General features: G+C 55.7%; 22 protein-coding genes. 4 read left to right on the top strand and 18 right to left on the bottom strand.

Annotated features, from left to right (window positions below):
• Nucleotides 1–9 precede the first annotated feature (9 nt).
• The 14 genes from AC6CHQ_RS00110 to AC6CHQ_RS00045 all read right to left on the bottom strand — a co-directional run bounded on the left by AC6CHQ_RS00110 (nt 10) and on the right by AC6CHQ_RS00045 (nt 14,820).
• Nucleotides 10–1,515: a class I adenylate-forming enzyme family protein gene (locus tag AC6CHQ_RS00110; protein WP_498080490.1), complete on the bottom strand. Its 1,506-nt coding sequence runs from the start codon at nt 1,513–1,515 to the stop codon at nt 10–12.
• Nucleotides 1,516–1,681: 166 nt separating this feature from the next.
• On the bottom strand, nt 1,682–2,758 hold the full coding sequence (locus AC6CHQ_RS00105; RefSeq protein ID WP_498080489.1) for an ABC transporter ATP-binding protein: 1,077 nt from the start codon (nt 2,756–2,758) through the stop codon (nt 1,682–1,684).
• Nucleotides 2,755–4,452 carry an ABC transporter permease gene (locus AC6CHQ_RS00100; RefSeq protein ID WP_498080488.1) on the bottom strand — a complete coding sequence of 566 codons (1,698 nt, stop codon included), beginning with the start codon at nt 4,450–4,452 and terminating at the stop codon, nt 2,755–2,757. The genes AC6CHQ_RS00105 and AC6CHQ_RS00100 overlap by 4 nt, the downstream gene beginning before the upstream one ends.
• A 13-nt stretch (nt 4,453–4,465) precedes the next feature.
• Complete coding sequence (locus AC6CHQ_RS00095) at nt 4,466–5,494, bottom strand: ABC transporter substrate-binding protein (RefSeq protein ID WP_498080487.1); 1,029 nt, start codon at nt 5,492–5,494, stop codon at nt 4,466–4,468.
• On the bottom strand, nt 5,491–6,258 hold the full coding sequence (surE, locus tag AC6CHQ_RS00090) for a 5'/3'-nucleotidase SurE (protein ID WP_498080486.1): 768 nt from the start codon (nt 6,256–6,258) through the stop codon (nt 5,491–5,493). The genes AC6CHQ_RS00095 and surE overlap by 4 nt, the downstream gene beginning before the upstream one ends.
• Entirely contained in the window at nt 6,236–7,057 is an 822-nt protein-coding gene (locus AC6CHQ_RS00085) for a sugar phosphate isomerase/epimerase family protein (RefSeq protein WP_498080485.1), read from the bottom strand. The genes surE and AC6CHQ_RS00085 overlap by 23 nt, the downstream gene beginning before the upstream one ends.
• A complete protein-coding gene (locus AC6CHQ_RS00080) occupies nt 7,054–7,890 on the bottom strand; it encodes a PHP domain-containing protein (RefSeq protein WP_498080484.1) in 837 nt (278 codons plus the stop codon). The genes AC6CHQ_RS00085 and AC6CHQ_RS00080 overlap by 4 nt, the downstream gene beginning before the upstream one ends.
• Nucleotides 7,891–8,156: 266 nt before the next feature.
• Nucleotides 8,157–9,044, bottom strand: a complete 888-nt coding sequence (locus tag AC6CHQ_RS00075; protein WP_498080483.1) for a class I adenylate-forming enzyme family protein — start codon at nt 9,042–9,044, stop codon at nt 8,157–8,159.
• Between the two features lie 118 nt (nt 9,045–9,162).
• Nucleotides 9,163–9,903 (bottom strand): 3-oxoacyl-ACP reductase FabG, encoded by a 741-nt coding sequence (gene fabG / locus AC6CHQ_RS00070; RefSeq protein WP_251238851.1) that lies wholly within the window; start codon nt 9,901–9,903, stop codon nt 9,163–9,165.
• Nucleotides 9,900–10,214 carry an alpha/beta fold hydrolase gene (locus tag AC6CHQ_RS00065; protein ID WP_251238850.1) on the bottom strand — a complete coding sequence of 105 codons (315 nt, stop codon included), beginning with the start codon at nt 10,212–10,214 and terminating at the stop codon, nt 9,900–9,902. The genes fabG and AC6CHQ_RS00065 overlap by 4 nt, the downstream gene beginning before the upstream one ends.
• A gap of 307 nt (nt 10,215–10,521) precedes the next feature.
• Nucleotides 10,522–11,904 carry an ABC transporter substrate-binding protein gene (locus AC6CHQ_RS00060; RefSeq protein WP_498080482.1) on the bottom strand — a complete coding sequence of 461 codons (1,383 nt, stop codon included), beginning with the start codon at nt 11,902–11,904 and terminating at the stop codon, nt 10,522–10,524.
• Between the two features lie 41 nt (nt 11,905–11,945).
• The gene (locus tag AC6CHQ_RS00055) at nt 11,946–12,758 is read right to left on the bottom strand and encodes a carbohydrate ABC transporter permease (protein ID WP_092050739.1); all 813 of its coding nucleotides are present in this window, start codon (nt 12,756–12,758) and stop codon (nt 11,946–11,948) included.
• A 2-nt stretch (nt 12,759–12,760) separates the two neighbouring features.
• The gene (locus AC6CHQ_RS00050; protein WP_251238848.1) at nt 12,761–13,693 is read right to left on the bottom strand and encodes a carbohydrate ABC transporter permease; all 933 of its coding nucleotides are present in this window, start codon (nt 13,691–13,693) and stop codon (nt 12,761–12,763) included.
• On the bottom strand, nt 13,690–14,820 hold the full coding sequence (locus tag AC6CHQ_RS00045; protein WP_498080481.1) for an ABC transporter ATP-binding protein: 1,131 nt from the start codon (nt 14,818–14,820) through the stop codon (nt 13,690–13,692). The genes AC6CHQ_RS00050 and AC6CHQ_RS00045 overlap by 4 nt, the downstream gene beginning before the upstream one ends.
• Before the next feature lie 160 nt (nt 14,821–14,980).
• Between AC6CHQ_RS00045 and AC6CHQ_RS00040 the strand changes: the two genes are divergently transcribed.
• A complete protein-coding gene (locus tag AC6CHQ_RS00040; RefSeq protein ID WP_498080480.1) occupies nt 14,981–15,889 on the top strand; it encodes a glycerophosphodiester phosphodiesterase family protein in 909 nt (302 codons plus the stop codon).
• Nucleotides 15,890–16,212: 323 nt separating this feature from the next.
• A complete protein-coding gene (gene ggt / locus AC6CHQ_RS00035; protein WP_498080651.1) occupies nt 16,213–17,955 on the top strand; it encodes a gamma-glutamyltransferase in 1,743 nt (580 codons plus the stop codon).
• Between the two features lie 57 nt (nt 17,956–18,012).
• Here ggt and AC6CHQ_RS00030 read toward each other — a convergent pair whose 3' ends face one another.
• A complete protein-coding gene (locus tag AC6CHQ_RS00030; RefSeq protein WP_498080479.1) occupies nt 18,013–19,404 on the bottom strand; it encodes a YfcC family protein in 1,392 nt (463 codons plus the stop codon).
• Nucleotides 19,405–19,549: 145 nt separating this feature from the next.
• A complete protein-coding gene (locus tag AC6CHQ_RS00025) occupies nt 19,550–20,470 on the bottom strand; it encodes a patatin-like phospholipase family protein (RefSeq protein WP_498080478.1) in 921 nt (306 codons plus the stop codon).
• 141 nt (nt 20,471–20,611) lie between these two features.
• Between AC6CHQ_RS00025 and AC6CHQ_RS00020 the strand changes: the two genes are divergently transcribed.
• Nucleotides 20,612–21,088 carry a GNAT family N-acetyltransferase gene (locus AC6CHQ_RS00020; protein WP_424236753.1) on the top strand — a complete coding sequence of 159 codons (477 nt, stop codon included), beginning with the start codon at nt 20,612–20,614 and terminating at the stop codon, nt 21,086–21,088.
• Nucleotides 21,089–21,129: 41 nt separating this feature from the next.
• On the opposite strand, the gene rbsK is transcribed toward AC6CHQ_RS00020, so the two are convergent.
• Entirely contained in the window at nt 21,130–22,008 is an 879-nt protein-coding gene (gene rbsK, locus AC6CHQ_RS00015; RefSeq protein WP_424236754.1) for a ribokinase, read from the bottom strand.
• Between the two features lie 120 nt (nt 22,009–22,128).
• The gene (locus AC6CHQ_RS00010) at nt 22,129–22,488 is read right to left on the bottom strand and encodes a SpoIIAA family protein (protein WP_251238842.1); all 360 of its coding nucleotides are present in this window, start codon (nt 22,486–22,488) and stop codon (nt 22,129–22,131) included.
• A gap of 163 nt (nt 22,489–22,651) precedes the next feature.
• On the opposite strand from AC6CHQ_RS00010, the gene AC6CHQ_RS00005 reads away from it, so the two are divergent.
• The gene (locus AC6CHQ_RS00005) at nt 22,652–23,689 is read left to right on the top strand and encodes a PTS sugar transporter subunit IIC (RefSeq protein WP_251238841.1); all 1,038 of its coding nucleotides are present in this window, start codon (nt 22,652–22,654) and stop codon (nt 23,687–23,689) included.
• Nucleotides 23,690–23,759 lie beyond the last annotated feature (70 nt).

The following is a 23,759-nucleotide window of genomic DNA, read 5'->3' as shown; positions in this document are numbered from 1 at the left end:
TGTCTCATCTTATGCCTTCGCTTCTTCCGGTTTCGGTCGCAGGGTATGTTTCAGAACCTTGCCCGAAGCATTCCGTGGAAGGACATCCAGGAACTCCACTTCCGTCGGGAGCTTGAATTTCGCGAGGTTTTGGGCGCAGTATTCGATAATCTGTTCCTCGCCGAGTTTCTTTCCTTCCTTAACCACCACAAACGCTTTTGGCACCTCACCGTAAACCGGATGCGGGACACCGACGACTGCGGCTTCAAGGACTTCAGGAATCTGGAACAGCACTTCCTCCACCTCGAGCGGATAGATGTTCTCCCCGCCGCGGATGATCATGTCCTTTTTGCGGTCGACGATATAAAGAAGGCCGTCTTCATCGGTGCGCCCAAGGTCACCCGAATACATCCAGCCGTCCCGGATCGTACGGGCGGTTTCTTCTTCGTTTTTCAGGTAGCCTTTCATGACCTGAGGACCCTTGACGACAATCTCCCCCACCTGTCCCGGCGGGAGCGTGCGCCCCTCTTCATCAACGACACGCACTTCCGTTCTCGGAAGAGGCTCGCCGACCGAGCCGATCTTATCGAGGGCGTAATGGTCTTTAAGCGTCGTCGCGGCCGGTGTATTTTCTGTCTGGCCGTACAGGTTCTGGACCTTCACGCCCGGGAAAATCTCCTTCAGCTTTTTCACAAGCTCGTATGGCATCGGCGCGGCGCCGTAGCAGAACAGCCGCAGATCCGGGACATTGAGAGAACCGATATCCGGGCGGTTCAGAAGAATCGCGAACATCGCCGGCACACCGAAGAACATCGTCGCCCGGCTTCCCTCCAGTGTCTTGACTGTCTTATCGGGCGAAAACGCCGTCTCGATGATCAGTGAGCCGCCGCTGACCGACACAGCGTTCATGAACACATGACTTGCTGCGCAGTGGAACAACGGCGTTGTAATCTGCATCCGGTCAGCAGAGGTGACGTCCATCGCCTCTGCCCAGATCTCCGCCGTCTCCAGGAGATTCCGGTGCGTCAGCATGACGCCCTTCGGCTTTCCTGTCGTCCCGGACGTATACATGATGACAGTTGTATCGTCGGCCTTCGGCTCCACCGGTTCAGGGATGAGCGATCCGTCTTCGAGAATGGCATCGAACTCCCCTGAGCCGCCAATCTCCAGGACTTCCCGGAAAGATACGCCCGTTTCGTCTGCTGTTTTGCGCAGCGACTCGTCGACGATCAGCGACTTAGCCTCCGAATGCTCGAAGATATATCCGATTTCGCGTGCCGTCAGTTTTGTGTTGACCGGCATGAGTGTAAACCCGCCGAGCTGAACGCCGAAATAGGCGGCCACAAACGAGTCCGAATTTCCCGCAAGCAGCGCAATCACATCCCCCGGCTTATAGCCCTTCCGCTGGAAATAGGCAGCCACCCGTTCCGCCCTTTCCCGGAATTCCCCGTACGTCCACTCTCTTCCCTCGAACGAGGTATACACCTTATCGGGCTGTGACTTTCCGTACCCGACGACCTTTTGGGGCATGAACATAGGCATTCTCTCCTTTTTATCTGTTAGATAATTAAAACTATTCTATATATCACAGATGGATTCCTGCCATTCACCCGCCGTTTATGGTATTTCAAACAGTTTTTTGCCGGATTCCTTTTGCAAACAAAAAAAGGCTATTCCCGCTCACACGGGATAGCCCTCATGATCACCAGTATCCCACTTCTGCCTTTGCCGGGGATGAATGTGCCGGGGTTAGTCTGTATTGCAGAACGACCGGGTCGCCTACACTCAGCCGGCCGGCAAGGCCTGTCACCAGGTCCACCGTCTGCTTTCCGACGTCAATCGAATAATGGATCTCCCTTCCCTGGTAAAGCACATTCCGAACCGTTCCGCGGATGCCTTCGCCGGTGCCGAATGCCAGCTGTTCAGGACGAAGCGGGCATAGGCCGGTTTCACGGAAGGCCGGTCCGACATCCGGAACGTTCCACGCGAGCTCCGGACTTCCGAACGGATGGAAGCGGCTGCCCTTCCAGTCCCCCGGTATCAGGTTCGCCTTCCCGATGAATGTCGCGACAAATGGGGTTTCAGGCCGGGAATAGATCTCTTCCGGTGTCCCTGCCTGCTCGATTTTGCCGCCGTTCATGACGATGATCCGGTCAGCCATCGCGAGTGCTTCATCCTGGTCGTGCGTGACATAGACGATGGATGTCCCTGTCTGGCGGTGGATCGTCTGGATTTCATTCCGCAGTTCAAGCCGGAGACGGGCATCGAGGCTTGAGAGCGGCTCATCCATGAGTAGAAGTGATGGGTTTGGCGCAAGTGCACGGGCAATGGCGACACGTTGTTTCTGGCCGCCTGACAGTTCTGACGGCATGCGGCTGCCGTATTGGGCAAGGCCGACCATCGAGAGCATCTGCCGGACCCTGCCGGCGGTTTCCCTCTTCAGCGCTGGGTCGATAAACCGGTGGTGGCGGAGCGGGAAGGCGACCTGTTTGCTGACAGTCATATGCGGCCAGAGTGCGAATGACTGGAACACCATGCCAAGATCCCGTTTTTCGGGAGGTACGGCGATGCCAGCGTTCGCTACCGTACTTCCGCCCATCTTGATCTCGCCCGCGGATGGCGTCTCGAATCCCGCGATCAGCCGAAGGAGTGTTGTCTTGCCGCATCCGGATGGTCCGACGATGGCGACGAACTCCCCTTCACCGATCTCAAGGTCGATGCCTTTCAGTGCATCCGTCTCCCCGAATGTTTTCCAGATGCCGGCCAGTTCTGTTTTCATGGTGTATTCACTCTCCTATTCCGGATACGCAACAGCAGATGAGCCAGTCCGGCAATCGCTCCCATCAGAACCAAGACGACGGCCGAGTAGGCGGTAGAATGGGTCGTGTAGCCGGCCTGCTCAAAGTTGAAGATGATGATGCCGATCGTCTCGGAACCGCTTGACCAAAGAAGTGACGAGACGGTCAGTTCTGTAAGCGAAGTGAGCAGGACAAGCAGCGCTCCGCTCAGGATGCCGCCGGACAAAAGCGGCAGCAGGATTTTTCGCCACTTCTGTAGCGCTCCTGCACCCGAGATCCGGGCCGCTTCCTCCATGTCAGGCGATACCTGCGCCATCGCGGTCATACTGCCGCGTACCTGGAGCACCATGAAGCGTGTGACATAGGCGATCAACAGGATCCCGGCGGTGCCGTAAATGCCCGGATTCCATCCGGGTAAGGGCTCCATCCAGGCAAAAATCATTGCAAGGCCGAGCACGATGCCCGGCAGCGCATAGGGCAAGCCCACTGAAAGCTCGATATAGCGCAAGGTCCCTCCCGGCCTGCGTGTTCTGAAATACGCAATCGCCGTTCCAAAGACCAGACAGATCAGGGAAGCAGCCACCGCAAGTTTCAGGCTCGTGCCCATGGCTTCAAACGACTTACCATAGTCGAACAGGACATACCGGTAATGGTCAAACGTCAGGTTTTCCGGCATGAACGGCAGGCCGTATGCCCGGATGACTGACGTCTTCAGCATGGAAAGGAGCGGCACGATTCCGGTTCCGAGCACGAACAGCCAGAGCGCGGCCTCTACTAGCGGCCGCCTTTTTCCAAGGCGGACCCTCGGCTCAGTGTCCGGAGCTGCCGTCCCGTCCGTTGCCGATTTCCTCAGAAGCAGCCATTGGAGCAGAGTGCCGGCAAGCGCGACAATCGCCAGGATCACCGACAGCGCGGCCGCCCGCGAGAATGCCCCCGGGCCGAAGCCGATGACTTCCTGGTAGATCGCCGTGCTCAAGACGGTAATGTTCGCCGGGATACCGAGAAATGCCGGAATGCCGAAGTTATCGAGATTGGACAAGAATGCGATCATCGCGCCGCCGACAATACCCGGCAGCGCAAGCGGAAGCGTCACGCGGCGCAGCACAGTGAGGCTGCCGCCCCCTCCCGCCCGTGCCGCCCATTCCTGCTCCTTAGGGATGCGCCGGAGCACATTCGCCGTGAACAGGTGGACAAGCGGATAGTGGGTAATTCCGAGGACAAAAATGATGCCGCCCATGCTGTACAGGTTGATGTCCGCAAACGGGACGTCCGAGGCCAGCTGTGTCCAGGCAATCGTCACGATATAGCTGGGAATGATGAATGGCAGCAAGATCAGCACTTGCAGCACCTTCTTCATCCTGATGTCTGTATAGGCGGCGAGCCACGCTGTCGTCACTCCGAGCGCCAGAGAAAGACCCGTCGAACCCGCCGTGACGATCAGCGTGTTCAGAAACATCGTCCACGTGCCGGATTCATTGAGAAGTGAGCGGTAATGGACAAGCGACATCCCGCCCTCTTCCACGAAGCTCATATAAAACAGGCGGATGACCGGGACGACGAATAATAGCGTAACGAGCAGCACCGAAAGCCATAGCGGAACGTTCTTCAACAGAGAAGAGCGGCGTCCGGCCTCAGCCGCCTGCCGCCCTCCGTCATTCAGGGTGATCTGTGTCATCGTACCGCCCCCATTATTCTCCGAACAGTTCCTTGAACTCGCGCTTGTCGTCATCACGGCCGTTGCTCAGCTCGTCAAGCGGCGCGGTCAGGACGTTCATCTCGTCGATGGATTTCAGTCCTTCAGGTGCATCGACACCTGTACGGATCGGTGTGTATCCGAGTTCTGACGCCAGCTTCTGGCCTTCTTCAGACAACACGAAATCGATGAACGCCTTTGCCGCGTCTTCATTGTCCGTGTCCCTGATCATGCCGATCGGTTCCGTGATGACCGGTACACCCTCTTCCGGATAAACGAGGTCCACCGGCGACCCTTCCGCTTTGGCATTGGCGACGATATAGTCCACGACCATGCCGTATGTTTTCTCTCCGCTCTGGACCGCTTTCAGCGCCGCGCCATTCCCCTGGACGACTGATGTTCCGTTATCCTTCAATGCTTGATAGAAGGCCCAACCGAAGTTGTCCTGGCGGGTGAACACCCCTGCGTTGTAAGCGGCTGCCCCGCTATAGAGCGGGCTAGGCATGATTGCTTCTTCTTTCGAAGCGGTGTCCGTCAGCACATCCCATGAATCCGGCAGCTGTTCCGTTTTTTCCGTGTTGACGGCGAGGACAGTCGCCATCACTTTCGTTCCTGTATATGTATGGTCCGGATCGACGAAGTCTTCAGGAATCGCTTCGAGCTCTCCCGATTCGTACGGTTGCAGAAGATCCTGCTCCTTAAGACCCTCGAATGTTACGCTGTCGGCAATCAGAAGGACATCGGCCTGGACATCGCCGGCCTGCTCCTCCGCCAGCACCTTGCCGATGACTTCTTCCGTACCGGACCGGAAGACGTTCACATCCACATCCGGATGCTGCTCATTAAACGCATTCACCAGCGCAGTCGCATCCGTATCCGGCTGGGACGTGTAAAAGTCGAGCGTACCGCTTACTCCGCCTGCTCCTTCGGTACCCGATTCTGATTCGGCATCCGTTCCCGAGCACGCAGCAAGCATCAGGCTTGCGGCAACCCCCATCATCAGCATTGTCTTTTTCATCTTCATCTCTGTTTTCCCCCTATCGGTGTGATCTGTTTTTCATCGTGACCGGCGGCAAGGCCAATCTTCGATACCGTTATGTACCCTTCCCGCAGAAGGTGGAAATCACTGTTAGGCCGTGACGGTTCGAGCCATGCCTGACGGTCCCGCAGCCAGTAGAGAACTCCGCCTTCCGGCTGGTCCGCCGTCATATGGCGGTAGCGGTCCAGGGAAAAGTCAGGGACGGCTTCCGCGATTCCCGGGCAGGCCGACTCCGGAATGGCCGGCAGATTGATATTCAGGAGGCCCTCGATCGCTCCCTCTTTTCTGAGACTGGACAGCGCTGCATAGAACAGGCCCTTCGCCGCCCCAAAATCAGGTTCCGACGCATCGTGACGGTCCAGTGAAACGGCAAGAGACGGAATGCCTGTCAGGGAGCCCTCTCTCGCCCCGCCGATCGTTCCGGAATAATGAATGTCTCTGCCGATATTGGCCCCAGCGTTAATGCCTGAAACTACACAGTCCGGCTTTTCTTCAAACAGGACACCTAGCGCCAGCTTCACGCAATCCACAGGTGTACCGCCAACAATGGCGTAAGCCGGAACATTCCCGCCGAAAATCGTCATCCGCTCCGCCTTGAGAGGTTTCCGGAGCGTGATGGAATGACTTGCCGCGCTCCGTTCCCCGTCAGGCGCCACCACCGTGACTTCTCCGAAATGCTGGAGGACGTCCACGGCAGCGGCCAGGCCCGGGGCAAAAATCCCGTCGTCATTCGTCACCAGGAATCTCATGCATGATTTCCTCCATTCCGAATAACCCGTTCTTTTTCAGATACTCCACATTTTCTTCGAGCATCCCCGACTCCCCCAGATAATCGAATCCTTCAATCACCCGGAGGATCTTTCGCTCGGCCGCTGCCCGGATGGCCGGCTTCACATCTATCTTGCCCTTGCCGAGCGGTACATGGAACCGGTTGGCCGTGGCATCGCTGACATGAAGCTTGCCCACACGGCAGAGCGCATTCATTTCAATAAACGGGGAACGCGAAAACGGCACATGTGCCGTGTCGACCGTCACCGTGACAAACGGCGAGCGGTGGCGGACAAGCCGGTTCATCGTCTCCGGTCCCGTGATCAGTTCCCCGTCCCGATCTTCCATCATCTCGACGGACAGGGGCATCCCTTCGCGAATCGCAATCCCCTCCAGCCGGTCAAGCGATTGCTGCATTTTCTCGAGGTGCCATTCTGTCCAGCGCTCATTGACTGTGATCCGGCCCGGATGAATGGTCACATCTTCCGCGCCAAGGTCAGCAGCCAGCGCGACCGAGCGCTCGATCTCCGCCAAGGACTGCTCTCGGATGCCCTCATTAAGCGAGCAGATGTTGAGGTCCCAGCTCGGCGCATGCAGAGTCAGGCCGAGTCCGGCATCCCCGAGCACTTCCTTTACGGCATTTATCCGGAACCCGGAAAAACGGAACTGTTCTGTCCACAGCTCGATACCGCCGAGGCCTGCGGCTGTGAACTTGTCCGCGATCTGCCGGATCGTCCCGCCCCAGAGCAGTGTTGAGGATCCATACCAGTCCCTGCTCATCGTGACACCTCAGAGACCGGCATGATCTGGCTGAGCCAGCCGTGCACGTCCTCTTTGTCGTAATCGACGGAACCCGGCAGCTGCGGATTGCGCGTGACCTCGCCGTGGAAGTCGCTGCCTACGCTTTTCAGGAGGCCGAGCCGCTCCGACTCCGCCCACCACTGGACCGTCTCCAGTTCGGAGTGGCCGGCATAATACACTTCAATGCCGTCGAGCCCTTCATCCGTGACACGATCAATGCTGAAACCGAACCGGTAAACTCCCGGGTGCGCGAGGAAGGCGAAGCCGCCGCACTCATGGATCAGGGCAATCGCCTCTTCGGATGAAAACGTTTCGCGCTCGACATAGCCGGGGCTTCCTGATGCGAGCAGCCTGTCGAACGCTTCTTCCACATCATGAAAATACCGGTGCTCCACGAGGACTTTGGCAATATGCGTCCGTACGATCACGCCGCCTTCAGCCTTGGACCGGCAGTCTTCCCAGCAGATGTCGTAGCCCATCCGGTTCAGACGCCGAACGATTTTGCGGCTCCAAGACTCGCGTTCCTGACGGCGCCACTCGCAGTGCGCAGTCATCAGCGGATGATCCGGGTCGAAACCGTAGCCGAGTATGTGCAGTTCACCGTTCGGTCCGTACGTGTTCAGCTCGATTCCCGGCAGCACCCGTACGCCTGTACGCTCTTCATGGGCTTTCGCTTCCGAATAGGCGCCAACCGAGTCATGGTCCGTGATGGCGATGCAGGAAAGTTCCTGGATCGCCGCCAAATCCATCAATCCGCGCGGGGTCCGTTCTCCGTCCGAAAACACCGAGTGCATATGCAGGTCCACCTTCATCCGAAGCACCTCCTGTGATTAACTCCGCTTTCATCTTAACGCCCGAATGTTTTCAGAATGTTAAGCTGCTGTTGAAGTTCGTAAAGGGACGGTTAAGATGAAAACTGATCGGGCTTCACCTTTTTCGGGCAGACTTGTTAGTTTGAAGATTAGGCAGCCTAGCTCGAAGATTAGTCACCTGAGTTTGAAATTTAGGTGCCGTTGAAGAACCGCAAGCGTGAAGAATAGTTAGCCGCCCCCTTTTATGCACACAGCAAACACCCGGGTCAGCCGCTCTGACCCGGGTGTTGCATTTCTTCCTTTTTTAACTCTTCCGCCATGGTGGACAGCCGCTTTTTATCGATTTTTCCGATATCGGTCTTCGGCAGCTCTTCCACAAAGAAGAAATCTTTGGGCATCTTATAGCTTCCGAGCGTCCTTGCGCAGTGGCTCAGCAGTTCTTCAGTTTTGGGAACGTTCGCCGGATGGGCCACGACAAACGCCACGACCCGCTCCCCCCACTTCCGGTCGGCGGTTCCGATGAGCGCAATCTCTTTGACCCCGTCATGGTTGATCAGACATTGCTCGACCTCCTGCGGGTAGATGTTCTCCCCACCTGAGATGATCATTTCCTTTTTCCGGCCGAAGATAAAGTGATCCCCTTCTTCATCACGGCTGGCAAGGTCGCCAGTGCTGAACCATCCATCCCGCAACGAATCTCGGGTAGCCTCATCATTGTTCCAATAATGGGAGAACAGGTGGCGGCCCAGCAGTTGGTGCTCCCCCACTTCACCGGAGCTGCACAGTCTTCCTTGCGCGTCGACGATACGGACTTCATTGAACTGCATGCTTTTCCCGACGGCTCCCCTTTTCTTCATCGCCGTATCGGCATCGATGATGAAGTTATTCGGGCCTGCTTCCGTCATGCCGTACCCTTCCCTGAAGCGGACACCCATTTTCCGGTAGGCATCGTACGCGGTTGAAGGGCACGGCGCGCCTCCGGACAGGAAGACGTCTACAGAGGGAAAGTCGGTTTCCCAGAACAATTCGGTATCGAGCATCGCCTGGTGCATCGTCGGGACAAACAGGGAAATGGTCGTCCGGTGGTCATTCAGCGCCCGGATCGCCTCTTCCGGGTCGAACTTCCGGCCGATGACGCCGGTACCGCCGGCCATGAGAACCGGGAGGCCGTCCTGACGGCAAGCTCCCCGTAGGACCAGTGCTGTCCGGTGTGATTTCCGCCCGCTTCATGATCCATCCATGATCCGGGTACATTCCGCTCTCCTCCTTTTGTTACATCATGATGCCGCCGTCCACCTGGAGCACATGGCCGTGCACATAGGCGGATTCATCCGAAGCCAGGAACAGATAGGCGTTTGCGATATCCTCCGGCTGGCCGAGCCGCCTGAGCGATATGCCGCCTTCCATCTGCTCAATCACCTTCTCCGGCATTTTGGCGACCATCGCCGTCATTGTGAAGCCTGGGGCAACGGCGTTGACATTGATGCCCTTGCGGCCGAGCTCTTTTGCCCATGTCTTCGTCATGCCGACAACCGCCGCCTTGGACGCGGCGTAGTTGGTCTGCCCGAAGTTGCCGTACACGCCGCTTACAGACGAAGTGTTGATGATCTTGCCGCTTCCCCGCTCCGCCATATGGGCCGCGACTGCCTGCGTGCAGTTGAAAACGCCCGTCAGGTTGACATCAAGCACCTGCTGCCACTGTTCCGCGGTCATCTTCATGAGCGTCGCGTCCCTTGTGATGCCGGCATTGTTGACGAGCACGTCAATCCGGCCGGAGCCGCTCAGCGTCTCCTCCACCATCCGGTCGACGCTTTCACGGTCGGCGACGTTCACACAGATAAACCGGACGTCCAGGCCGTCAGCCTTTAGTTGCTCTTCCGCTTCCCGGCCTGCCTGTTCATCGTAATCAGCCAAGATGACCCTGGCCCCTTCTTCCGCAAAGCGTCTGCCTGCGGCAAGACCGATACCGTTCGCGCCGCCTGTGATAATCGCTGTTTTCCCTTCAAGCCTCATGCTGCTTCACCTTCTCCGCCAAGAATAGATTCCTTTAGTCCGTCCAGGTCATCGACCAGCGGGGAGTGGCCGTTGTCTTCCAGGGAGACGAACACCGCATTGTCCCCGAGGTCCGCCATGATTTCATCCGCCATCTCCTTGGTGACCACCAGATCGCGGTCACCTCGCAGAAAGAGTACGGGCACCAGAATGTGCTTTGCCTGATCCGTCCCTTGTGTCAGACCGTTGTGGACGCCGCTGATGTTAAACGTATTCAGCGCATGGTACACATCCGCCAGGTTCCGCTGTGTCAGCATGTCGTCGACATACATGTCATAGCGTTCCGGATCCGGCTGCCGCTTTGTTAAAAAGCCGCATTCCAGACTGCTTTCAGACCTTCCATGAACCGGGTCCGCTCATTGCCACAGACGATGAAGTCACCATTGCGGTATCCGCCGGCACCGGCGCGATCAGCTTGGTCATGATCAGCTCCTGCTCCGACATTCTGCTTCCCCCTTTCGTCTTGATCCTTTCATCGTAACACAACAATTATTTGAATTAAATGACATCTTCTTCATCAGTCCTATTGCCGCCAATACTAAAAGCCGGCCCTATAAAAGGACCGGCCGGTAAGCCTGTTTACTGATTGGTCTGGTTTGCGATCTCAATCGCGCGGTTGGTGCCTTCAACTGCCTCATCAAGAACCTGTTGCGGATCGGCGCCCTGATAGAGATTTTCAAGGGCGGTGACGATCTGCTGGCGGGATTCAGGGAAGACCGAGATGAGCGCTCCCTGTGTGACAACGGATGGCTCTGTGTCCTGAAGCTGGTTGACCGTCACCTGGAACTGAGGATATTCGGCCCACTTCTCCTTTACGATGTCCTCTTCATAGGCATCCGGATTGATGGCGAAGTAACCGGTGTCGAGATGCCATTTCGCCTGGACTTCCGGCGTAGTGAGATACTTCATGAATTCCCATGCGGCCTGCTGTTCTTCGTCCGCGATCCCCTTGGACATCCAGAGCGACGCGCCGCCGATGATGACACCATGGCGTTTTACTTCATCGGCATGCGGGATGTACGCCGCGCCGACTTCAAACGGCGAAGATTCGATCGCATTGGCGATGCCGGCCGATGAATCCATGTACATCGCTACTTTGCCAGACGAGAATGCCGCACGGATGTCGTCCCAATTTGTTCCGAAGTTGCCGAATGTACCTTCCTTATTCATCGTATCGAGGAAGCGGAAGACGTTCAGCCCTTCCGGACCGTTGAAGACGGCTTCGGTCGCATTGCCTGCGCGGCCGTTTTCTTCGTTCACGTAAAGGCCGCCCTGTGTCGCGAGCAGTTCCTCAAAGAACCAGCCGTAAGTGAGCATCGAGAATCCGGACATCTCATCAGTCTTCAGCTGGGAAGATGCGTGGATGACGTCTGCGAAAGTTTCCGGGGCCTTTTCAGGATCGAGCCCTGCCTCGCGGAATGCGTCTTTGTTGTATAGGAGGACCGGTGTCGAGGAGTTGAACGGCATCGAATACAGTTCACCGTCAACCGAGTAGTAGTTCAGGATGTTTTCCTCAAGCTGGGACAGGTCATAGCCGTCCTCATCAATGAATTTCTGGACCGGCTCGATGTAGCCGCTGTCGATCATGTACTTCGTTCCGATTTCAAACACCTGCATAAGGGCAGGCGCGTCTTTCGTGCCGCCGATGCTGCGGAGTTTCGTGAGAAGTTCTTCATAGCTGCCCTGGAATTCCGGTTTGACAACGTATTTGTCCTGGGATTCGTTGAAGCCCTCGGCGATGGCATCAAGCGATTCCTGACCGCCGCCGGACATCGCGTGCCAGAACTCGATTTCCACTTTGCCGTCTTCATTCACCGCAGCTTCCTGCTGCTCCCCTTCTTCCTGGCTGTCCGCATCTGCATCCGTTTCGGGCGCAGCATCCGGATCACTGTTCGTACATGCCGCAAGTACCAGCATGACAAAAGCCGCCATCACCAATAAGCCAAACCGCCACTTTTTCATCAGATTCTCATCCCTCTTTCTTTTTTATGAGTAAATCCCACTCACTTCAGTGCGCCCTGCGTCAGTCCCTTCTGCAACTGTTTTTGTCCGAGGAACAGAAGCAGGAGGGTCGGAATGATCACGACGATGACCCCTGCCATCACCACCCCCCAATCGGTTGCGACTTCCTGGGACTGGAGCTGTTTGAGCCCGATCTGGACTGTCCGGACCGAATCATTTGTCGTGACGAGGAGCGGCCAGAGATACATATTCCATGTCGTCAGGAACCCGTAAGCCCCGAGTGTCACCAGGCTCGTCTTCGATACCGGAAGAACCACCCGACGGAAAAACGCGAACGGGCCGAGTCCCGCGACCTGCGCGGCTTCATGCAGTTCTTTCGGAATCGTCTTGAAGTGCTGCCGCAGCAGGAATGTGCCGAATGCCAATGCAAAAAACGGCAGCGTCAGGCCTTGGTAAGTGTTCAGCCAGTTCAGGTTCTGGATGATGAAAAAGTTCGGGATCATCGTCGCTTCCCAAGGAATCATCATCGTCGAGATGAACAGGAAGAACACGAAATCCCGCCCCTTGAACGGAATAAAGACAAAGGCATAGGCCGCGAGCGAACAAACTGCGAGCTGGCCGAGCATGACTCCCGCCGATACGATGAAACTGTTCAGCAAGTAGTTCAGGAGCGGAAGCCTGTCAAACACCTTGATGTAGTTATCCAGATGGAACGACTCGGGCAAGAACTTCCCCTGCATGAGTTCGGGTCCCGTCATGAAGCTGATCAGAAATGCATAGACAATCGGGAAAAACAGCACGATCGCAGAAATCGTCAGCAGCGTGTAGAAGATCAGTTTTTTCGGAAGGCTCATCGTCACTGGTAATGCACCTTCCTTTCACCAAACTTAAACTGCAGGATTGTCACGACAAGGATGCACAAAAACAGGAAAACCGCCTGCGCACTGGCCGTCCCGAACTGATAGTTCACAAACGCCTCGCGGTAGATCGAGTAAACGATCAGATTGGTCGACTGCGCGGGCCCGCCCTTTGTCAGGATGTCAATTTGCCCGAATGACTGGAAAGCGTTGATCAGCGAAATCGTGATGATGAAAAATAAAGTCGGTGACAGCATCGGCAGCGTGATACGCCTCAGCTGATAAAAATAGCCCGCACCATCGATTTTCGCGCTTTCATAAAGATGCTCATCGATGTTCTGGAGACCTCCGAGAAGAATCAGGAAGCTGAAGCCGGTATTCATCCAGATGGTCGAGATGGCGACCGAGAACAGAGCCCAGTCAGGATCCAATAGCCACTGGATTTGTCCGATGTCGAACAGCGCCAGGAACCTGTTGAACATCCCGATGCTCGGGTGGAACATAAACAGCCATACGACAGAGGCCGCTGCGACTGACACACCCATCGTCGAAGAATAAACCGTCCTGAAAAATCCGATTCCCTTCAGCTTTTCATTGGCGAGCAGCGCAAGAAACAAGGCAATGACCACGCCCGCAGGAACGGTGTAAAGGACGAACAGAATCGTCGCTTTCGCACTGTTAAGGAACGCCGCGGACTCGAGGAGATAACGGTAGTTGTCCAGTCCGACAAAGACCGCCGCTTCCCCCCGCTGGTCAGTCAGGAAAAAGCTCAGGTAGATCGTGCGGAACATCGGATAAAAGACAAAGACACCAAAGAGGATGATTGATGGCAACAGGTAAAGGAGCGCCGTCCTGCCGCGCCTCGTGCGTGTCCATACACCAGGTCGCTTCTCAGCCGGCACTTGTGCGGCACCTTCCCGGATCGTGCTCACAGAGCTGCACCTTCCTTCGTGACCGTACGTTGCCGGTCAGCCGCCTTCCTGATCAAACGGCCGTCCTCCAGACTGAACAGGCAGGCTGAACCGGTGTCGACAGCGATCGGGATACGGTCACCCGGCCGGATTTGCCACTGGCCGTTCCACTTGGCCGTCCATTCCCCTTCTCCCGCAACAAAAGAAAAGACGGTTTCGTGCCCGAGCACCTCGACATTGGTGACTTCCGCATCGAACACCGGAAGTCCCTCCCCGGTTTCAGGCGGCATGAGAAACTCCGGCCGGATGCCGAGTGTCACCCGCTCTTCGGCAATTTCATCAAGTGACCCATTGGGCATGACGATTTGCGTCCCATTTGCCAGAACGAGCACACTGGCTTCCTTCCGGACATCCGCTTCCGCCAGGTTCATCGGCGGGGAGCCGATGAATGTTGCCACGAACGGATTAGCGGGATGGTTATAGATCTCGATCGGGCTGCCGATCTGCTGGATCTTCCCGCTATGGAGGATCATGATCCGGTCCCCCATCGTCATCGCTTCCACCTGGTCGTGCGTCACGTAGATCATCGTGATTCCAAGCCGCTTCTGGATACGGCGGATTTCCGAACGCATATGGGCGCGCAGCTTGGCATCCAGGTTGGACAGCGGCTCATCCATGAGGCAGATTGGTGCTTCGCTCACGATGGCACGGGCCAGTGCCACACGCTGGCGCTGTCCGCCGGATAGTTCGCGAGGCTTGCGTTTCAGATAGTCGGTCAGTCCGAGCATTTCCGCAGTATCAAGCGCACGTTTTTTCCGGTCAGCCTTCGGTACTTTTTTGACATCAAGTCCGAATGTGATGTTTTCCTCTACCGTCAAATGCGGATAAAGCGCATAATTCTGGAAAACCATGGACAGGTCGCGTTTGCTCGGAGGCAGACGGTTCGCTGTCTTTTCTCCGATTTTCAGCGTTCCTCCGGTGATTTCCTCCAGTCCTGCAATCATCCGCAACATCGTACTTTTCCCACAGCCCGACGGCCCGACAAGCACAAAGAATTCTCCCGGCTCGATTGTCACATTGATGTTTGAGATGACATCCTTTTGCCGGTCATAGGACTTGGATACATCAATCAGCTCTACCTTTTTCAAGCAGGCAGTCCCCCTTAACAGCAATAAAATCAGAATCTTTCCCCTTATCAGGTAACTTAATCGTACCGGAACATAAATGGAAAAACAATTGTTTTTCAGGATGGATTTTGCCTTTATGGTCGGTTACATTGAAAAGAAATCAGGAAAGGCGGAACGTCTCATGAAAAGACCCCTACTATACCTCTTATGGGTGTGCCTTCTTGCGGCGGCATCCTGCTCTCCGGAGGAAGAACGGATACCCGCAGCAGGTTACGCACAGCAGGAAAAACCTGTTGCTCTTCCTGAGGACCGCTTCCTTACCATTGCCCACCGGGGGGCTTCCGCCTACTTGCCCGAACACACTCTGCCGGCATACGCGCTGGCCGACGAGATGGGCGCCGACTACATCGAGCTGGATCTCCGGATGACTAAAGACGGCCGTCTGGCGGTGATCCATGACCATGAGCTGCAGCGTATGAACGGGACAGGCGGCCAAGTAAGTGACATGACGATGGACGAACTGAAGAACGTGTCCCCCGGTTTCGTATTTAATGAAGAAAATCCCGAACTCGCCCAGACATCGCATGAACAGCTCTCCATCCCCGAACTCCGGGATGTACTCATCCGGTTCGGAAGTGCTGTTAATTACTACATTGAGCTGAAGGCTCCACCGGAAGGCGGCCGGATGGAAGAAGCCGTGATCGGAGAACTCGAGCGCTACGGCATCACAGAAAAAGCCGGACAGCATGATCTGCCACCCGTCATTTTGCAGTCCTTCAGCGAGGAATCCCTGATCCGCCTCCACAAGATGCGCCCGAATATCCCGCTGATTCAACTTTATTCGTTCAAGGAGAATGCAGACCTCTCATCCAAAGACCTGGAGTATCTTCGGAGCTATGCTTCGGGTATCGGCATCCCGGCCGCTTCCGCGCATGCCGGATTTATCGATAAGGTGGAGGGCTGGGAACTTGATGTCCACGTCTTCACGGTAAATGAGGAACAGGATATCCTCAGGCTGATCCGCATGGGAGCCGATGGGGTCTTCACCGATCGGCCGGATGTTGCGCGCCGCATCAGTTCCTATGAATAGCGTATGTATAAAACCATCAATATGCGCTGCAACGACTATCCTACCTTTCATATGTTTAGCCGACGTTAAGAGAGTGTTCCAAATTGTAAAGATAACCATCTTTTTCCCTTACCATTCTTTTAGTTATTCCCTAGTGCCTTGTCCCCCTTGCCAGCCGGGCCGAAAGCTATAGCAAGTTCTATTAACCGCATGCCAGATGATTCAATTTTCTGATATCCGATTGCAGGCCTCTCCTCCCTTTTCTATAGTGGATGAGAACGATCATCTTTAGGGGGAGGGGTTTGTTTGTGTTAAAGAAGAAGTGGCCGGCATTTGTGCTGGGGATGACGCTGATCGCCGGGAGTTTCCCGGTGACGGCAAGCGCAAAGCCGCAGGGGGAAATTGACTATGACAGCTTTCCGGAGGTTGCGGAAGCAAATGGCGGGATGGTGGCGACCGCCCACCCGCTGGCGACCGAGATCGGCCGGGACGTCCTGAAAAAGGGCGGCAACGCGATTGACGCTGCCGTGGCCATCCAGTTTGCTCTAAACGTCACGGAGCCGATGATGTCCGGCATCGGGGGCGGCGGATTCATGATGGTCCATGACGGGGCGACCGGAGATACGACTATCGTGAACAGCCGCGAACGTGCCCCGGGAGGCGCGACACCGGATATGTTCCTTGACGAAAACGGTAATCCGGTCCCGTTTTCCGAGCGGGTGATGCACGGGACATCCGTCGGGGTGCCGGGCACGCTTAAGGGCCTTGAGGAAGCGCTAGACCGATGGGGCTCCCGTCCACTGGAATCACTGATTGGCCCGGCGATCAAACTGGCCGATCACGGATTTGCAATCGATCCGGTACTTGCGGAAGCGATTGAGAATAATGAAGAAAAGCTGAAGCGATCGGCGGCACGGGATGTGTTCTTCGATGAAACCGGAGAACCTCTCGATGAAGGCGACCTGCTTGTACAGGACGACCTCGCCAAGACACTAAAGCAGATCCGCGCCAAGGGGACGGAAGCCTTCTATGAAGGACCAATCGCCGATGCCATCGCCGAAACCGTACAGGAATTCGGTGGCTCGATGACACCTGATGACCTTGCCCGTTACGACGTAACAATCGATGAACCGATCTGGGGCAAATACAAAGGCTATGACATCGCCAGCATGCCGCCGCCAAGCTCCGGCGGGGTATTCCTTCTGCAGATGCTTGGCATCCTGGACGGTTTCGACCTTTCGCAGTATGACGTAAAGGCTTGGGAGAAGTACCATCTCCTTGCTGAAACGATGCACCTGGCCTACGCCGACCGGGCAGTGTATGCAGGCGATCCGGAGTTCGTCGATGTGCCGGTGAACGGCCTGCTGGACCCACGCTATATCGAGGAGCGCCGTTCACTGATCTCACATGATCAGGTAAATCAGAATCCGGTGGCAGGCGACCCTTGGAAATATGAGAGCGGCGGCACGCCGACTGCGGCAGTCGCTCAGCCTGAAAATACGCAGTATGGTGAGACGACTCACTTTACTGTTGCCGACAAATACGGCAATGTCGTCTCTTATACGACGACGATCGAGCAGCTTTTCGGCTCGGGTATCATGGTGCCGGGCTACGGCATCGTCCTGAACAACGAACTCACCGATTTTGACGCCATTCCGGGCGGTGCCAATGAAGTCCAGCCGTACAAGCGTCCGCTCAGTTCGATGACACCGACAATCGTCTATGAAGACGGCAAGCCGGTCCTCACTGTCGGCTCGCCGGGCGGCCCGACCATCATCACATCGGTCCTCCAGACGATCCTTTATGCGATCGAGTACGACATGGATCTGAAGTCCGCCGTCGAGGAACCGCGCATCTACACAAACAGCCTCACTTCGTACCGCTATGAAGACGGCATGCCTGCGGATGTACGGTCTCACCTGAACAACATGGGTCACCGCTTCGGAGCGTCGCCGGTTACGATCGGAAACGTCCAGAGCATCCAGATCGACCACGAGAACGGTACATTCCTCGGCGTCGCTGACTCCAGCCGGAGCGGATCCGCCGCAGGGATTGAACTGAAAGGGAAGAAAAAAGGCAAGCACTAATAAATGAAGCCGGGCCGCCTGATGTGGCGGCCCGGCTTTTATGTTCTTCCCCGCGATTCAGATTGGTCCCCAATTAATGAGTACCCCTACACTTAGCATGATCACGGCAATCAGCACCCAGATGCCGAACAGCGGCAGAATCCACTTAAACCACTTGACCCAGGCGACACCCGCGACGGCCAGACTGGCCATGAGCGGACCGGATGTCGGGAAGATACTGTTCGTAAACCCGTCACCGAACTGGAATGCCTGGACCGCCACCTGCCGGGTGATGCCCAGCATGTCGGCAAGCGGCGTCAGGATCGGCATGGCAATCATGGCCTGTCCGCTTCCGGAAGGCACGAGGAAATTCAGGGCACCGTTCGCTGCGAACATCCCGAGCGCGGCCAGGACCGGAGGCAATGTTTCCAGCGGAACCGACAGTGCATGGACAAGGGTGTCCAGTATGTATGCATTCTCCATGACAATCAGAATGGCCCTCGCCACCCCGATAATCAGGGCACCATAGACGAGGTTTTTACACCCTTCCATAAATGCCATCGTCAGCTGATTATAGTTCATCCCCGCAATGATTCCTGAAACCAGGCCGATAAAGATGAAGAACGCCGCCATGTGGTTGATCGTCCAACCCATCTTGATGGTTGCAAAGACGAAGAACGCCAGGGCAATACCTGCGAACGACAAAATCAGCTTATGTCTGCCTGTGAAAGGCGCATCCAATGACTCTTCCTGGTTCTCGTCATCCAAGACACCGATCAGGCTTTTTGAAGGATCGGCCAGTACTCGCTTCGCGTATCTCCACGTGTACCAAATCGTCGCCCCGACAATCAGGACAAACGCGGCGATCCTCAAGCCCATTCCGGAAAAAAGCGGAACGTCGGCGATCGTCTGTGCCACCCCGACTGTATAAGGATTCAGGAAGCCCACGTTGAATCCGGCAAACGTCGCACCGAACGTGATGGCGACGGCCACAAGCGCATCCAGTTTAAGGGCGCGTGCGATGATCAGCCCGATTGCGACAAACGGGATGACCGAGTTCGCGACTGCCCCGACTGCCCCGCCGAGCGCGAACAGGATGGATATGATGGCAATGAGCCAGAACTCCTTCCCTTTTGTCACGTTGACCGCACGTAAGATTCCCCCTCGGATGGCGCCGCTCCGTTCAATGATTTCAAAAGCACCGCCCGCGAACAGCACAAGAAAGATCAGTTCTCCCGACTCCACCATCCCCTGCTGCAGGGCAAGGAACAGATCCATGAAGCCTGCCGGATTTCCCTCCGTCTGGCTGTATGTTCCCGAAACGACCCGTTCGACGCCCTCCACGGTTTCCCTTTCAAATGAACCGGCCGGTACGATATAAGTCAAAACCACAGCCAACAACAAGACGGCAAACAGAATGACATATGTATCTGGCATTTCCCAACGTTTTTTCTTATTACCCTCTTTCATTTCCCCTTTTGTCTCCTCCCATAGAACGAATATTTATGAGTATAAACTTATATCTCACTCAATTCAAACTAGCTCGGAAATTCAATGGGTCATAATGAAAGCCGACCCGCATGATGATTGCGGCCCGGCTTGGTTTGTTGTTCTTTTATACTACCCGTACAGATGCCCGTCCCGGTGTGGATGTGTGCCGCCATGTTTTGAGGAACAGCCGGGTTCTGTCCCGTCCCCTCTCCATGAGTTTCTCCATCTGCTCAAGGTCCATGTCAAAGTCGGTCGCCTTTACATCGTCCATCGGGATGAAAACGACATCACGGGCATGTTCTCTCGAGATGTATCGCTCGTCATGCGCATTTTTCATCGTCGAGAACAATGCTTCAAAAAGATCCAGTGCATTACGGATCTCATGGGGCCGCCGCTCCTCCTGGCTCCGGCTCAGCTTCAGGCCGATCACCGGTCGCTCCCTTTTTCCTTTTTCATCATCAAAAATCCACATCGGAAAGTTGCTCAGCACACCACCATCCACGACAATCGCTTCCCCACCTGACGTGAACAGCCGGACCGGCTCGAAAAAGTAGGGAATCCCGCAACTCATCCTCAGAGCCCGCGCGACCGGAAACGTTTCAGCGGGGATGCCGTACTTCTCCAGATCATCCGGAAGCACGAGCATTTTGCCGTTTGTGAGGTCTGAAGCAACAAGCTTCAGTTTGCCCGGGGGAAGGTCACCGAATGTATATACCTGTTTCTCAAGAAGCTTTTCCGTGAACCAGTCCTCAAGTGCCTTCCCCTGATACAGTCCCATCCGCCAGTACAGGTTCAGCCACTTCATGAAACGTGTCGGCACGAGCGAAGCCCGCCGGTCGAGCAGTTCGCTGAAATCCTGTTCGGCAAGCAGATCAGCAATTTCCTTGGCAGTGAAGCCCGCTGCGATAAATGCCGCCAGGATCGAGCCGGCACTCGTGCCCGCAATCCTTTGGAATGTCAGTCCCTGGCGCTCCAGCTCCTCATAAGCCCCGACCAGCGCGAGCCCTTTCAGACCGCCTCCCGAGAACACACCGTCCACCCTCAACTCCCTCGCCCCTTTCCCGGAGGTCTTTCTTATAGGGTAAGTCTGTGGAGGCGGGATTAGAACCGTTGCTGAAGCCACCTTGCATGTTGGCGGTGAAGAAGATAGATTGGAAACAGGACGAATAAAATGAGGGATGAACCGATGAATATCCGTGAAATCGAAGAAAATGACAATCCTGTAATCGAACAGATCATCAAGCGATCGCTGGAAACTTTCGGGCTGGATATACCAGGTACCGCCTACTTTGATCCGCAACTGGGCAGTTTGTCTGACTACTATCGGGAACTGCCCAATTCAAAGTACTGGGTGGTTACAGATGAACTTGGCGAGGTCATGGGCGGTGTCGGGATTGCACCGTTTGGAGAACATGAGGGCGTATGCGAGCTGCAGAAACTGTATATCAAACCGGATGCACAGGGACTGGGCCTGTCAAAGCAGCTGATGGAAACCGCACTCGGTTTTGCCAAGGAGCATTATGCGCACTGCTACCTGGAAACGATGGAAAAGCTCCGGGTTGCCAATCGGCTATATGAACGGCTGGGCTTCCGAAAGCTGGACAAGCCGCTGGATGGATCCGAGCACGGGACGATGGATACGTGGTACATAAAAGAGCTATAAAACGAGGCATCACAGATTTTTTCTGTGGCGCCTCGTTTCTGTTATAGATGATGCTTCATACGCTCCACTGTTTGCCCGCGTCCCGGCATACCACCCTGGGCTCCGAACTGTTCGACAGAAAGTGAAGCAGCCGCGTTGGCGAAGCGGATGGCGTCTTCAAGCCGCATCATTTCCGCGAGCGCGACCGCCAGTGCGCCGTTGAATGTGTCCCCGGCCCCGGTCGTGTCGACTGCATTCACTTGAATGCCGGGCACAACGATATGCCGCTCACCGTCATAATAACGCGCTCCGTCCCTGCCAAGTGTCACGATCAGGCGGTTCGGATGCGCTTCTAGCGCCTGTTCCCAGTTCTCGCCGAACATCATCGCCGCTTCGCTCTCGTTCGGGGTGAGAATGGGCTCGTATTGCAGAAATTCGGGGCTGAAGCCGTCTGCCGGTGCGGGATTCAAGATCACCGGAACCTGATTCCTGCGGGCGATTTCAAGTGTGCGGAGAACGGATGGAATCGGGATCTCCAGCTGAAGGACGACAAGTTCGCTGGAAGCAATGGCCGCTTCACAATGATCGATGTCCTCAGGGGTCAATTGATGATTGGCACCCGGCACAACAATGATCCGGTTATCTCCTTCCGATAGGAGGATGTTCGCAATACCGCTCGGGCCCTCCACGCGCTTCACCTTGCTGACATCGACGCCTTCATTCTCCAGATTTGCGACGAGTTCATCCCCGAACGGATCGGTACCGACCGCGCCGATCATCCTGACTGTGCCTCCTAGACGGGCTGCCGCCACCGCCTGATTGGCTCCCTTTCCGCCCGGCACAGTCGTGTAGAGATTCCCGAGGACCGTCTCCCCCTGCTTCGGGAACCGCTCCGTCCCCACCACAAGGTCCATATTGATGCTGCCGACTACCGTGATCATCCTGCCACCTAACTTTCCAATCTTTTATCTAAGCGTACCAGAACGGGATGCAGGGTTCGATATCGGAAATCACTCAATAAAAGCGGCTGCGAACTTGCGCAGCCGCTCCCATGCTCCCTTTCAATCCTTCAGCCATTCCCATGCCGCGTCATACTCGCCCGGGTTGAAATGCATTGTCTTCAGCCTTGCAATCTCACCCATTCCCAGCCCTTCCGCGAACTGGAGCCAGTTCTGCTCACTTAAGAGGGCGACTTTATTAAAGGCCATCCATCGGCTCATATCAAAACGGACTTCCCTGAGCGCGTCGGGAATAGAAGCCAGGTCGACCGTTCCTACCTCGGCAAAGATATTAAAGGTTCCGTCCTCCGCTTGCTTGCGTGCAATTACCTCGTCCAGTTTCAGTGCATCTTCCTTGGTCAGCCGTCCGTCGAATTTAAAAGCGACAGTCCGCTCGTCCATACTAGGCATAAATGTCAGCAATTGATTTCCTCCCGTTGAAGCATTTGCCCTTCTTTTCCCTCCAGGCTATTTCTTAATCCATTCAAGTAAACGGTTACATTAAATATTCCCAAAATTAGCATTGACCTGACAATTTCATATGCCTATAATGAAACCCATCATCTTCAGAAGGAGTCCTGGCCTCATGAAAAATTTCTTCTCCAATCTGCTCAACGGAATGAGCATCGGGATTGTGGTCGCCCTCATCCCAAATGCCCTGTTAGGTGAAATTCTCAAATTGCTCATTCCTCACTTCCCCTCCCTCCAGCATTTGCTGGACATAACCATTTACGTGATGAGCCTGCTGCCGGTCATCATTGGGGTGATGGTCGGTGTTTCCTTTAAATTGACGCCGATTCAGACGGCGAGCATCGGAATTGCGGCCATGATCGGAAGCGGTGCCATCATCAAAAACGCAGAAGGGATTTTCACCCTGTCCGGAATCGGCACCACGCTGAATATCGGGATCACTTCGGCTCTCGCTGTCCTGTTCGTCAAACTCCTGGGAGACAAGATGAAAGAATATGCAATCCTCGTCATCCCGACCGCCACCATTCTCGTCCCCGGCATGATCGGCTATCTGCTGCTCCCTTACGTCAAGGGCGGATCAATGATCGTCGGCAACGGCGTGGAATACCTGACACAGTTGCAGCCTGTCTTCATGGGCGCGGCCATCGCTGTCGTCTTCTGCGTACTCATCCTTTCTCCTTTCTCGACAGTGGGCGTGGCAACAGTCATCATGCTGTCGGGCATCGGCGCGGGTGCGGCCAACCTCGGCATTGTCGCGGCGGGTGTCGGTCTCGCGATCGCAAGCTACAAAGCCAACTCGCTCGGAACCGCACTTGCCCACGTGCTCGGCTCGCCGAAGATCCAGATGCGCAACTTCCTCATGAAACCGAAGATCGCCTTTCCTATGATGGCTTCCGCAGCCATTCTCGGCGGGCTGGCCGGTGTCCTGAACATCCAGGGTACCCCGTACAGTGCCGGCTTCGGCCTGTCCGGCCTCGTCGGGCCGCTGAACTACATTAAGCTGGCGGAAGGCGGTTGGACCCTTGGGAATATTTCCATCATGCTCGGCACGTTCATCATTCTGCCGATCATCCTGAATCTTGGCTTAATCTACATCTTCTCCCGCAGACTGAAGATGATCCGGGAAGAGGATTACAAACTGAACTTTGATTGACTGCGGAGCCGGTTCCCAGATGGGGAGCGGCTCTTTCCTTTTCAACCAACAAAAAACGCCGGCGGGATGC

This window comes from Bhargavaea sp. GQ12, from assembly GCF_059758705.1.
Note: the sequence above shows the minus strand (reverse complement) of the source record. Positions and strands in the feature narration are given on the sequence as shown.